Below are 11,412 nucleotides of genomic sequence, written 5' to 3' on the forward strand. Positions count from 1 at the left end.
TGTTCCACCCGATGGACCAGTTCATCGTGAAGCCGCTGTTCGGCGGCGGCTCGGTCGAATGGTATACCGTGACGAACGTGACGCTCTGGATGGCGCTTGCCGCTCTGGCAGCCTTTGCGCTGTTCGTTCTGGGCACGCGTGGCCGGTCGGTCATTCCGTCGCGCGTGCAGTCGGTCGCCGAGTTGGCCTATGGTTTCATCTACAAGATGGTCGAAGACATCGCCGGACCTGACGGGGTGAAATACTTCCCCAAGATTTTCACCCTGTTCGTGTTCATCATCTTCTCGAACTACCTGAGCCTGATCCCCAAGTCGTTCAGCCCCACGTCGCATATCGCGGTGACGGCGGTTCTCGGCTTTGGCGTTTTCATCGCGCTGACCATCCTTGGCTTCGTCAAGAACGGCACGCATTTCCTCGGGCTGTTCTGGATGTCGGATGCGCCGCTGGTCTTGCGTCCGGTCATTGCGATCATTGAGGTAATCTCGTATTTCGTGCGGCCCGTGAGCCACTCGATCCGTCTTGCAGGCAACATCATGGCTGGCCACACGGTCATCAAGGTCTTCGCGGCCTTTGCCGGTGTCGCCGCGCTGTCGCCGGTGTCGGTCTTTGCGATCACCGCGATCTACGGTCTGGAAGTGCTGGTGGCATTCATCCAGGCCTATGTCTTTACCATCCTCACTTGCGTCTATCTTCGCGATGCCCTGCATCCCGGACATTGACGCGACGGTCTACTCGTAATCTCAAGCATTCCATCTAAGGAGAAAATCATGGAAGGCGATCTCGCAAGCATGGGTCAGTTCATCGGTGCCGGCCTCGCCGCTATCGGTTCGGGCATCGCTGCTGTCGGTGTGGGCAACGTGGCGGCGAACTTCCTGGCCGGTGCGCTTCGCAACCCGTCGGCAGCCGGTTCGCAGACTGCGACCCTGTTCATCGGTCTGGCATTCGCAGAAGCTCTGGGGATCTTCTCGTTCCTCGTCGCTCTGCTGTTGATGTTCGCAGTCTGATCATCCTTCGAATCCTTGCATAAGGGGGTGTGCCGTAGCCACGGCACCCCCTCCAAGTTCAAAGGGTCCGGCGGAGGACAAGATGGCGACTGAAACTACCGAAGCTGCCGGCCACGCTGCCGCTGAACTGGGTGCCTGCGTCAATGACGTCGGCGGTGCCATCGGCATGCCCCAGCTTTGCGCCGACTGGATGCCGAACCAGATATTCTGGCTCGTCGTCACGCTTGGCGTAATCTATTTCGTGCTGTCGCGCGTTGCCCTGCCCCGGATCGGCGGCGTTCTGGCAGAGCGTAAGGGTCTGATCACCAACGATCTGACCGCGGCAGAAGAGTTGAAGGCCAAGTCGGTAGAGGCAGAGAAAGCCTATCTCGACGCATTGGCGCGGGCCCGTGTTGAAGCGGCGCGGATCGTTGCCGAGGCGCGGGTCGATATCCAGAAAGATCTGGATGCGGCGACTGCCAAGGCCGACGTCGCGATTTCGGCGATGTCCGCCGAGTCGGAAAAGCGCATCCTCGAAATCCGTGCCGGTGCGATGGAGGCTGTGACCGCAGTCGCCAAAGACACGGCCAAGGAACTGGTCGCGGCTTTGGGCGGCAAGGTCGATGCTGCGGGCGTGAACGCGGCGGTCTCCGCCCGTCTGAAAGGGTAAGCGATGAAAAAGCTGATTGCAGTGCTGGCTTTGACGGCTTCGCCCGCTCTGGCGGCTTCGGGTCCGTTCTTTTCGCTGCGGAATACCGACTTTATCGTGACGCTGGCCTTTATCGTCTTCATCGGCATCCTGCTTTACGCAAAGGTGCCGGCCAAGATCGCCGCTATGCTCGACGGGCGTGCGGTGCAGATCAAGGCCGAGCTTGACGAGGCGCGTGCGCTTCGGGAAGAGGCCAAGGTTTTGTTGGCGTCCTATGAGCGCAAGCAGAAGGATGTGATCGAGCAGGCGAACCGTATCGTGGCTTCGGCCAAGGAAGAAGCGATGGCGGCTGCGGCACAGGCAAAGGCGGATCTTCAGGTGTCGATCGCGCGGCGGGTTGCAGCGGCGGAAGACCAGATTGCATCGGCCGAGCAATCGGCGATCCGTGCGGTCAAGGATCAGGCGATTTCGGTCGCCGTGGCTGCGGCGGGTGACGTTCTGGCCAAGCAGATGACAGCCGAGGGCGCTGCTGCGTCGATCGATGCGGCCATCGCGCAGGTTGATGCCAAGCTGCACTGAGGCTTGGTGGATTGAATTGAAGCGGCCCGCAGAGCAATCTGCGGGCCGTTTTCGTTTGGGAAGGGCGAAATCTGACGCAGATTTCGCGACGATTTTTGACGCAAAAATCGGGGCGCGCGGGTGGCGGCCGGAACTTGCGTCAAAATTCCGGCGCGGGATCAGAGGTCAGAAAACGCTTCAGAGGCTGGCAGCGTCGTAGAGCGGGGCGAGGCTGCGCTTCCATGCGCCATTGTAAAGGTCAAGCCAGCGGTCGGCTTGGGTCATGCCTGTCTTGACCGTTTCGACCAAGGGCGCGAGGTGGCGTTCTTCGCCTTGGCCGCGGGCTGAAAGGCCTGCGTGCGACAGGCCCACGGCGGCGCGGGCGAGGTCGTGCAGTTTGACGCCACCCGCTTCGCCTTGCAGGCCGTCGACCGAGGCTGCGACGCGCAACCCTTCGCGGGTCTCGGCATCGAAGCCTTTGACCAGATCCCATGCGGCGTCGAGGGCGGTCTGGTCATACATCAGGCCGACCCAGAAGGCGGGAAGTGCGTTGATATGGGCCTGATCGCCGCAATCGGCGCCGCGCATTTCGATGTATTTCTTGACGCGGGCCTCGGGGAACACTGTCGTCATATGGTCGGCCCAATCTGACAACGTGGGCTTTTCGCCCGGCATGGCGGGAAGCTCGCCGCGCAGGAAAGCGCGGAAGGATTGGCCCAGCGCACTGATGTATTTGCCGTCGCGGTAGACGAAATACATCGGCACATCGAGCACCCAATCGACGTATTGCTGGAAGCCGAAGCCTTCGTCGAAGGCGAAGGGGAGCATTCCGGTGCGGCTGTCGTCCAAGCCCCGCCAGATGCGCGAACGCCATGATTTGTGGCCGTTGGGTTTGCCGTCAAAGAAGGGCGACGAGGCGAAAAGGGCGGTGGCCACGGGTTGCAGCGCCAGCGAGACGCGCAGCTTTTTCACCATGTCGGCTTCGGACGCATAGTCGAGGTTCACCTGCACGGTCGAGGTGCGATACATCATCTGCGTGCCATGGGTGCCGACGCGGCCCATGTAATCGGTCATCAGCCGGTAGCGGCCCTTGGGCATGACGGGCATGTCTTCGTGGCGCCATTCGGGGGCTGCGCCGATCCCCATGAATTTGATGCCGAGCGGGTCTGCGATGCTTGCGACCTCGTCAAGGTGGTTTTGCAATTCGGCTGCGGTTTCGTGGATCGTTTCCACGGCGGCGCCCGAGAGTTCGAATTGTCCGCCCGGTTCGAGGCTGACGTTCGCGCCGTTGCGGGTGAGGCCGATGATGTTTTCGCCTTCGCGCACCGGTTCCCAGCCGAAGCGTGCGGAAAGATCGCGAAATAGCGTGCTGATCGAGGCGGGACCGTCATAGGGAAGCGGTTGGCGGGTGGCGGTGAGCCAGCCGAATTTTTCGTGTTCGGTCCCGATGCGCCAATCGGATTTGGGTTTGTTGCCGGATTCCATCATCTCGGCGAGTTGTTCGAAGCGTTCGATCACTCCGCCGCCGGATTGGGGTATCGACATGAAAGGCGCTCCGGGAAATTTCTGTCAGGGCATGACGTGCTTTGCGGGACAGGCGAAGTCAAGGGTGGTTCGCGGCGGCAAGCCCCTTGCCGGGGCGTTGCCAGATGATGCGCGACAGGCCGTCGAGGGCGGGCTGGCCGGCGGTCGCAGTGGCGGTGGGGGCGAGGGCCGCGACGAGCGCGCCGGTGTCGAGGCCGGGCAGGGTGGAGAAGGCGTCGAAAAGCGCGTCGGAACCTGCGGCATCGACGGGGATGGGGAGGGCAGTGCCATCGGTCTGGCGCAGGTGCCAGAAGCGGTGGCCGCGGCGGGTGACGAGGCGGATTTCCGACAGTTCGCGCAACGAGACCGCGCCGCCGCCGAGGGCGGAAAGGTAGGTGATCTGGGCCTCGTCCACTTCGATCACGCCGGGGCCAGAGGGGTCACGGGCGAAGCGAAGGCGGCGGAGGGCTTGCAGGCCGAGTGCGGCGGCGAGCGCGGTGAGGGCAAAGCCGATGGGGATCAGGACGAGGCCGCCGAGAGTCGCGATGTAAAGGCCGACAAGGCCGAGGGCTGCGGTGGCGATCACCTCGCGCCAGCGGTGGAGGGTGGCGGCTGTCTCGGGGCGGATCAACGCCAGTCTCCCAGCGTTGATTGCCACAGCGTGAGGGCGGCGACGGCGGCGGTATCGGCGCGCAGGATGCGGGGGCCGAGGCTGACGGGGGTGACCTGCGGCATGGCGCGGAGGCGCTTTTGTTCATCGGCCGAAAAGCCGCCTTCGGGGCCGATCAGGATGGCCCAAGGCGCGGGTGGGCTGGTGGCGAGGGCGGAGCGGGCAGAAGTCAGGGTTTCGTCGCACCACAGGATGCGGCGGTCGGCGGGCCATTGGCCAAGCAGGCGGTCGAGGGGTTGGAGATCGGCCACTTCGGGCACATAGGTGCCGCCGCATTGTTCGGCGGCCTCGGTCGCGTGGGCTTGCAGGCGGTCTTGGCGGATGCGGTCGGAATTGGTGTGGCGGGTCTGCACCGGGATGATGCGGGAGGCGCCGAGTTCGGCGGCCTTTTCAACGATGAAATCGGTGCGGGCCTTTTTGATCGGGGCGAAGACAAGCCAGAGGTCGGGCGGCAGGTGCAGAGGTTTCGTCTGGTCGGAGCAGGACAGGAGGCCGCCGCGTTTGCCGGATTGTTGGACCGTGGCGCGCCATTCGCCATCGCGTCCGTTGAACAAAAGCACCGCGTCGCCCGTGGCGAGGCGCATCACGGAAAACAGATAGTGCGCCTGATCGGCGTTGAGGGGCACGGCTTGCCCATGGGCCAAGGGGTGCTCTACATAGAGGCGGATTTTTGCATCGGACATGAGCGGCACCCTATGGTTACACCGACCGAAATGCCAGAGGCCGGAACGGTGGCCGATGCGCCGCGCGGCAACTGGGTGGATGCCTATGCGCCTGCGTGGACGCGGGGGTATCTGCGGCTGAGCAGGGCGGACCGGCCGATCGGGACGTGGCTGTTGCTTTTGCCCTGCTGGTGGGCGGTGGCACTGGCTGCGGCGCAATCGGGCGGGTTAACGGCTTGGGACGGGTGGCTGCTGGTATCTACCGCGCTGGGAGCGTTTTTGATGCGGGGGGCGGGGTGCACGTGGAACGACATCACCGACCGCGATTTCGATGCCGCCGTGGCGCGCACGAAAAGCCGGCCGATCCCTTCGGGTCAGGTGACGGTGCCGGGGGCGTTGGTGTGGATGGTGGTGCAGGCGCTGGCGGCGGCGCTGATCCTGTTCAGCTATAACTGGCTGGCCATCGGGCTGGGGGTGGCCTCGCTTGCCTTGGTTGCGGTCTATCCCTTTGCCAAGCGGTTTACGTGGTGGCCGCAGGTTTTTCTGGGGCTGGCCTTCAATTGGGGCGCGGTGCTGCTTTGGGCGGCGCATTCAGGGCGGGTCGGCTGGGCTGCCGTGCTGCTGTACGGCGCGGGGATCGCGTGGACGCTGTTTTACGACACGATCTATGCCCATCAGGACAAGGAGGATGACGCGCTGATCGGGGTGAAATCGACGGCGCGGTTGTTCGGTGCAGCCACGGCAAAGTGGCTGGCGGGGTTTCTTGTGGTGGCGGTTACGGCTTTGGCAGGGGCGGTTCTGGTGGCGCTGCTGCCTGCGGGGTCGCCCGTGGCGCTGGGGCTGGCGCTGTGCGGGGTTTGGGCGTTCGGCTGGCATTTGGTCTGGCAGATGCGGCGGCTGGATGTGGACGATCCGGCGGCTTGCATGGTGATCTTTCGGTCGAACCGGGATGCGGGGCTGATCGTTGCGCTGTTTTTTGCCGCCGCCGCGCTGGTTTGATTGATCCGGTGGACCCTTGGCGTTACGCATCGCGGGGCTACGGGATTCGTGGCCCAGTGCAATAGCGAAAGCCGGTAGATGTCCCCAGTCATGACGCGCAAGACGAAGCTGTCGCAAGGGCTGCTGGCGGGGCTTGCCTTTGGCGGGGCGGCGCTTTTGTCGGTTCTGGTGGCATGGGCTGCGGCGATGGCGGTGGAATACCTGTCGCATCGCGCGCTCACCGAGCGGATCGCCGCCGAACGGCTGGATTGGGCGCGGGTCGAGGCGGACGGGATGCTGGTGCAGGTTTACGGAACGGCCCCGACCGAGGCGTCGCGGTTCCGGCTGTTGAATGTGATCAGCAGCCAGATCGATTCCAGCCGCATCCGCGACCGGATGTCCGTGACCCCCGCGCGTGAATTGGAAGCGCCGCGCTTTTCGGTCGAGGTGCTGCGGAACGATGACGGTATCCAGTTGATCGGGCTGTTGCCTGCGGGCGGGTCGGAAGAGGCTTTGGCGGCGCTGGCCGCCGAGATTTCCGGAGGCGTCCCGGTGTCGGACATGCTGGAGACGTCATCCTTTGCCGCGCCCGAGACGTGGCAGCGGGCGTTCGATTTCGGGAATGCCGCGCTGCGGCTGCTGCCGCGGTCGAAGATATCGGTCGCGGCGGACAGTGTTTCTGTCACGGCGATTGCGGCGAGCGAGGCCGAGAAGCGGGCCTTCGAGGCCGAACTGGGGCGTCTGAAGCCTGCGGGGCTGGCGACGAAGATCGACGTGTCGGCACCGCGTCCGGTGCTGACACCGTTCACGCTGCGCTTTGTCAAGGATGCCGAAGGGGCGCGGTTCGATGCCTGTTCGGCTGATACCGAGCCTGCGCGGAACCGGATTCTGTCGGCTGCCGCTGCGGCGGGGCTGGCGGGGCGGGGCAATTGCGTGATCGGGCTCGGGGTGCCTTCGCCAAGCTGGGGGCAGGCGGTCGAGGCCGGGATCAACGCGGTGGCGGCGCTGGGGGCGGGCACGGTGACATTCTCGGATGCCGATGTGTCGCTGGTCGCGGTCGAGGAGACGCGGCAGGATGTGTTCGACCGCGTGGTCGGGGAATTGCAGACGGCGCTGCCGGATGTGTTCTCGCTGGATGCGAAGCTGCCGAAAAAGCCGGATGCGACGCCTACGGGTCCGGCAGAGTTTACCGCATCGCTCGCCGAAAGCGGCAAGGTCGAGCTGCGCGGGCGGCTGACCGATGCGATGCAGCGCAAGGCGGTGGACAATTTCGCCAAGGCGCAGTTCGGGTCGGATATGGTTTATATCGCGGCGCGGATCGATCCCGATCTGCCCATCGGCTGGCCCGTGCGGGTGCTTGCGGGGCTGGAGGCGCTGTCGCAACTGCACGAGGGCAAGCTGGTCGTCCGGGGCGATCTGGTGGATGTGTCGGGGGTTGCCGGATCGCTTTCGGCCAAGGACCGGATCAGCCAGATCCTGTCGAACAAGCTGGGCAAGGGTCAGACCTTCAAGGTCGCGGTGAAATATGACGAAAAGCTTGACCCCTTGGCGGCGCTGCCCACGCCCGAGGAATGTGTCGGGCGGGTGAATGCGCTGGTGGCCCAGCAGAAGATCAGCTTTCCGCCCGGATCGGCCGAGATCGACGGGACGGCGGCGGGGCTGATGACGGCGATGGCGGATGCGCTGGAGCAGTGCAAGGCGCTGCCCCTGGAGATTTCAGGCCACACCGATGCCCAAGGCAGCGAAGAGGGCAACAAGGCGCTGAGCCAGGCGCGGGCCGAGGCGGTTCTGGTCGCACTTCAGGGCCGCCGGGTCGATGTGTCTGAGATGACCGCCATCGGCTACGGTGAAGAGCGTCCGATTGCCGACAATGGCACCGAGGAGGGCCGCGAGGCAAACCGGCGGATCGAGTTCAACCTGATCGGGCAAGCGCCCGTGGTGGCGGCGGTCGAGGGCGGCGCGGTGGATGCGACAAGCGGGCCGGTCATTCGCGGAACGCTGGTGCAGGCGCGGGGAATACCGTCATCGGCGGCGGCCTGTGTGGGCGATATCCAGACGCTGCTGACCAAGCAGAAGATCATCTTCGATCCCGGCAAGGCGTCGATCACCGACGAATCGGGCGGGCTGATCTCGGCCCTTGGGGTGATGCTGAAGCAATGCCCTGGCGTGCCGATCGAGGTGGGCGGGCATACCGACAGCCAAGGGTCCGAAGGCGGCAACAAGACGCTGTCGGAGGACCGCGCAAAGGCGGTGCTGGTGGCGCTGAAGCAGGAAGGCGTCGATGTGTCGACGATGAAGGCGGTCGGTTACGGCGAGGAAAAGCCGGTTGGCGACAACGCGTCCGATGATGGGCGCGAGGCAAACCGCCGGATCGAGTTTACGCTGCTCGAAGCGCCGGTTTCTGTCGCTGTAGCGCAGGATGCCCCCGCTGCGGTGGCGGGTGCTGCTGCGGCTGGCCCCGATTTCAGCGCCGATACCAGCCCGTCGATTGCGCCGCAGGAAAAGACCTTGCGCCCGAAGCCGCGTCCCGCGAATAACTGATTTGACCAGTAGAGTGGCCCCATGAACCGTACCGAATTCATCGCAGCGACCGCCGTGATCCTGCTGGCCGCTTTCGCGCTTGGCTGGTTTGCCTATTGGCTTTTGCATCGCTTTACGCGGGTGGCAGGCGGTGATGTGGCCGAGATGGACCATCTGGCGCAATCTTTGCATGAGGCGGAAGAGACGCGGGATCAGGCGCTGATGTATCTTGAGCAGCGCGAGGCAGAGCTGATGAACCAGATCGCCCAGACCGAGGCCGAATTGCGGGCCGCGATGGAGGGCCTGCGCGACGCGCGCCACGAGGCGGAAGAGATGCGCGCCTATATCGAGCGGATGCACGCGGCGTCGTAGGGTGCGCGTTTACCGCGCGCCGAAAGGGGTGGGTGCGCGATAAACGCGCAGGCTAGGCTAGACCTCCAAGACAGGCCTCCATCAGGGGTGACGCCGGGTCGGTCAGGCCGTCGATCACGTCGAAGTGGTGGCGCGTTGGCTCGGGCGTCCATGGGCAGTTCCAGCGTTCCGAAAGCAGGCGGGCGTGCCACAGGAAGGCCGGGCGCTCCTGCGCGCCGACCCAGACATGCGCCGTTGTATCGGGGCGCAGGGTCAGGCGGGCGGGCGATTCGGCGGCACATTCGGCAGCGTCGAGGCGGAGTTTGTCGTTCATGGCGGTTTGCATGAGCGGGGCGAGGTCGGCCAGCGGGGCGATGGGGACGACGCGGGCGACATCGGCCGCGATATCGCTGCATCCCATGCGGGCGGCGAGATGTCCCCCTGCGGAATGGCCGGTGACGACCACGGGACCTGCGACGAGGCTGGCAGCATGGGTGGTGGCGGCGGCGATTTCGGTTGTCATGTCGTGGATGCGGGCTTCGGGGGCGAGGGTGTAGGAGGGCAGGGCGCAGGCCCAGCCGCGCGTGACAGCCCCTGCGGCAAGGTGGGACCACAACTCGCGGTGGCCTTCGATCCAGTAGCCGCCATGGACAAAGACCATCAGCCCCTTGGGCGTGCTGTCGGGCAGGAAGAGGTCGAGCGCCTGCCGCTCGCCCGGTCCGTAGGCGAGGCCAAGGCGCGCGCGGGGGACCATGACCTGACGGAAGGCCCCGGCCTGTCGCTGCCAGCGGGCAAGGTAGGCGTCGCCGCCCTTGATATAGGCGCCGTTGGCGTAATCATCGTCGAGGGAAGCGGTGGAGGGCATGGCGACACCGGAATTTTGATCAAATAATTGCCGCAGCCGAGGTTGCGGGCAACGCTGCAACTGGACAAGCCGTGGCTGCGGTGCAATCCATCCTTAACCCGAAATGCTGGAGGCCCACATGCTCGATTCCGTCACGAACCTGTCTTCGCTGCTGAAAGATCCCTCGCTTTTGTGCACCAAGGCCTATGTGGCGGGGCAGTGGGTCGGGGCAGATGACGGCACGACCTTTCCGGTCACGAACCCTGCGCGGGGCGATGTGATCTGCGAAGTGCCGAACCTTGGCCGCGCCGAGGTGGCCCGTGCCATTGCCGCCGCCGAAGTGGCGATGAAGGAATGGGCCGCCCGCACCGGCAAGGAGCGCGCAGGCGTGCTGCGGAAATGGTTCGATCTGATGATGGCCAATCAGGACGATCTGGGCAAGATCCTGACCGCCGAGATGGGCAAGCCGCTGGCCGAGGCCAAGGGCGAGGTGGCTTACGGCGCGTCTTACGTCGAATGGTTCGCCGAAGAGGCCAAGCGCGTCTATGGCGAGACGATTCCCGGCCACCAGCGCGACAAGCGGATCACGGTGATCAAGCAGCCCATCGGGGTGGTAGGGTCGATCACGCCGTGGAATTTCCCCAATGCCATGATCGCGCGCAAGGTCGCGCCCGCGCTGGCGGCGGGCTGCGGTTTCGTGGCGCGTCCGGCTTCGGAAACGCCTTTGTCGGCGCTGGCCATGGCGGTGCTGGCGGAACGGGCGGGCGTGCCCGGCGGTCTGTTCAGCGTGTGCACGTCGAAGCGGGCGTCCGACATCGGCAAGGAGTTCTGCGAGAACCATGCCGTCAAGAAACTTACCTTTACCGGATCGACGGAAGTCGGACGCATCCTGCTGCGGCAGGCGGCGGAGCAGGTGATGAAATGCAGCATGGAGCTGGGCGGGAACGCGCCCTTCATCGTGTTCGACGATGCCGATCTGGATGCCGCCGTGGCGGGCGCGATGGTGTCGAAGTTCCGCAACAACGGCCAGACCTGTGTCTGCGCCAACCGCATCTATGTGCAAGCGGGGGTCTATGACGCCTTTTCCAAGAAGCTGGCCGAGGCGGTCGCCAAGACCACGGTGGGCGATGGCCTGTCGGAAGAGGTGAACTTTGGCCCGCTGATCAGCGAAGATGCGGTGGAGAAGGTCGAAGAGCACATTGCCGACGCGCTGAAGAAGGGCGCCAAGATCGAGATGGGCGGCAAGCGGCACGCGCTTGGCGGCACCTTCTTCGAGCCGACGATCATGACCGGAATCACGCCTGAAATGGTGATCTCGCATGAAGAGACGTTCGGCCCGCTCGCACCGCTGTTCAAGTTCGAGACTGAAGAAGAAGTGATCGCGCTGGCGAACAATACGATCTTCGGCCTCGCGTCCTATTTCTATGCCCGTGACATCGGCCGCATCACCCGCGTGCAAGAGGCGCTGGAATACGGGATGGTGGGCGTCAACACCGGCCTGATCTCGACCGAGGTCGCGCCCTTCGGCGGGGTCAAGCAATCGGGTCTGGGCCGTGAAGGCAGCCGCCACGGGATGGAGGATTACCTCGAGATGAAATACATCTGCCTGTCGGTCTGAGGCTTCTGCCAATGGTTCAGGGGCGGGATCGGTATGGCCCGGTGCCGTGACTGAC

General features: G+C 64.6%; 12 protein-coding genes. 8 read left to right on the forward strand and 4 right to left on the reverse strand.

Going from position 1 to position 11,412, the window contains the following annotated elements:
* Positions 1-11 precede the first annotated feature (11 nt).
* The 4 genes from HYN69_RS02385 (at position 12) to HYN69_RS02400 (ending at position 2,211) form a co-directional block, all read left to right on the forward strand.
* Positions 12-719 (forward strand): F0F1 ATP synthase subunit A, encoded by a 708-nt coding sequence (locus HYN69_RS02385; RefSeq protein WP_108436991.1) that lies wholly within the window; start codon positions 12-14, stop codon positions 717-719.
* A gap of 48 nt (positions 720-767) precedes the next feature.
* Positions 768-1,004, forward strand: a complete 237-nt coding sequence (locus HYN69_RS02390) for a F0F1 ATP synthase subunit C (RefSeq protein ID WP_108434336.1) — start codon at positions 768-770, stop codon at positions 1,002-1,004.
* An 82-nt stretch (positions 1,005-1,086) separates the two neighbouring features.
* The gene (locus HYN69_RS02395) at positions 1,087-1,653 is read left to right on the forward strand and encodes a F0F1 ATP synthase subunit B' (RefSeq protein ID WP_108434337.1); all 567 of its coding nucleotides are present in this window, start codon (positions 1,087-1,089) and stop codon (positions 1,651-1,653) included.
* Positions 1,654-1,656: 3 nt separating this feature from the next.
* Positions 1,657-2,211 (forward strand): F0F1 ATP synthase subunit B, encoded by a 555-nt coding sequence (locus HYN69_RS02400; protein WP_108434338.1) that lies wholly within the window; start codon positions 1,657-1,659, stop codon positions 2,209-2,211.
* 177 nt (positions 2,212-2,388) lie between these two features.
* Here the strand turns inward: HYN69_RS02400 and HYN69_RS02405 are convergent, their stop codons facing one another.
* From HYN69_RS02405 to HYN69_RS02415, 3 genes are read right to left on the reverse strand one after another with little or no spacing between them, the layout of a single operon-like run.
* Entirely contained in the window at positions 2,389-3,735 is a 1,347-nt protein-coding gene (locus tag HYN69_RS02405) for a glutamate--cysteine ligase (RefSeq protein ID WP_108434339.1), read from the reverse strand.
* Positions 3,736-3,793: 58 nt separating this feature from the next.
* Positions 3,794-4,345: a hypothetical protein gene (locus HYN69_RS02410; protein WP_216824637.1), complete on the reverse strand. Its 552-nt coding sequence runs from the start codon at positions 4,343-4,345 to the stop codon at positions 3,794-3,796.
* The gene (locus HYN69_RS02415) at positions 4,342-5,067 is read right to left on the reverse strand and encodes a 16S rRNA (uracil(1498)-N(3))-methyltransferase (protein WP_108434340.1); all 726 of its coding nucleotides are present in this window, start codon (positions 5,065-5,067) and stop codon (positions 4,342-4,344) included. The genes HYN69_RS02410 and HYN69_RS02415 overlap by 4 nt, the downstream gene beginning before the upstream one ends.
* Positions 5,068-5,079: 12 nt before the next feature.
* On the opposite strand from HYN69_RS02415, the gene ubiA reads away from it, so the two are divergent.
* From ubiA to HYN69_RS02430, 3 genes are all read left to right on the forward strand, one after another.
* Positions 5,080-6,045 carry a 4-hydroxybenzoate octaprenyltransferase gene (ubiA, locus tag HYN69_RS02420; protein WP_108434341.1) on the forward strand — a complete coding sequence of 322 codons (966 nt, stop codon included), beginning with the start codon at positions 5,080-5,082 and terminating at the stop codon, positions 6,043-6,045.
* A 90-nt stretch (positions 6,046-6,135) separates the two neighbouring features.
* On the forward strand, positions 6,136-8,565 hold the full coding sequence (locus HYN69_RS02425; RefSeq protein WP_159082331.1) for an OmpA family protein: 2,430 nt from the start codon (positions 6,136-6,138) through the stop codon (positions 8,563-8,565).
* Positions 8,566-8,586: 21 nt separating this feature from the next.
* Positions 8,587-8,916: a hypothetical protein gene (locus HYN69_RS02430; protein ID WP_108434342.1), complete on the forward strand. Its 330-nt coding sequence runs from the start codon at positions 8,587-8,589 to the stop codon at positions 8,914-8,916.
* A gap of 52 nt (positions 8,917-8,968) precedes the next feature.
* On the opposite strand, the gene HYN69_RS02435 is transcribed toward HYN69_RS02430, so the two are convergent.
* On the reverse strand, positions 8,969-9,760 hold the full coding sequence (locus HYN69_RS02435; protein WP_108434343.1) for an alpha/beta hydrolase: 792 nt from the start codon (positions 9,758-9,760) through the stop codon (positions 8,969-8,971).
* A gap of 118 nt (positions 9,761-9,878) precedes the next feature.
* Between HYN69_RS02435 and HYN69_RS02440 the strand changes: the two genes are divergently transcribed.
* Complete coding sequence (locus HYN69_RS02440; RefSeq protein ID WP_108434344.1) at positions 9,879-11,357, forward strand: NAD-dependent succinate-semialdehyde dehydrogenase; 1,479 nt, start codon at positions 9,879-9,881, stop codon at positions 11,355-11,357.
* Positions 11,358-11,412: the final 55 nt, after the last annotated feature.

This window comes from Gemmobacter aquarius (assembly GCF_003060865.1).
Lineage (GTDB): Bacteria > Pseudomonadota > Alphaproteobacteria > Rhodobacterales > Rhodobacteraceae > Paragemmobacter > Paragemmobacter aquarius.

Bases quoted from the DNA above. Each gene is read 5' to 3' on its own strand.
- HYN69_RS02430 (WP_108434342.1), top strand. From the start codon at position 8,587: ATGAACCGTACCGAATTCATCGCAGCGACCGCCGTGATCCTGCTGGCC.
- ubiA (WP_108434341.1), top strand. From the start codon at position 5,080: ATGGTTACACCGACCGAAATGCCAGAGGCCGGAACGGTGGCCGATGCG.
- HYN69_RS02385 (WP_108436991.1), top strand. From the start codon at position 12: ATGGACCAGTTCATCGTGAAGCCGCTGTTCGGCGGCGGCTCGGTCGAA.
- HYN69_RS02390 (WP_108434336.1), top strand. From the start codon at position 768: ATGGAAGGCGATCTCGCAAGCATGGGTCAGTTCATCGGTGCCGGCCTC.
- HYN69_RS02395 (WP_108434337.1), top strand. From the start codon at position 1,087: ATGGCGACTGAAACTACCGAAGCTGCCGGCCACGCTGCCGCTGAACTG.
- HYN69_RS02435 (WP_108434343.1), bottom strand. From the start codon at position 9,760: ATGCCCTCCACCGCTTCCCTCGACGATGATTACGCCAACGGCGCCTAT.
- HYN69_RS02425 (WP_159082331.1), top strand. From the start codon at position 6,136: ATGACGCGCAAGACGAAGCTGTCGCAAGGGCTGCTGGCGGGGCTTGCC.
- HYN69_RS02415 (WP_108434340.1), bottom strand. From the start codon at position 5,067: ATGTCCGATGCAAAAATCCGCCTCTATGTAGAGCACCCCTTGGCCCAT.
- HYN69_RS02405 (WP_108434339.1), bottom strand. From the start codon at position 3,735: ATGTCGATACCCCAATCCGGCGGCGGAGTGATCGAACGCTTCGAACAA.
- HYN69_RS02400 (WP_108434338.1), top strand. From the start codon at position 1,657: ATGAAAAAGCTGATTGCAGTGCTGGCTTTGACGGCTTCGCCCGCTCTG.
- HYN69_RS02440 (WP_108434344.1), top strand. From the start codon at position 9,879: ATGCTCGATTCCGTCACGAACCTGTCTTCGCTGCTGAAAGATCCCTCG.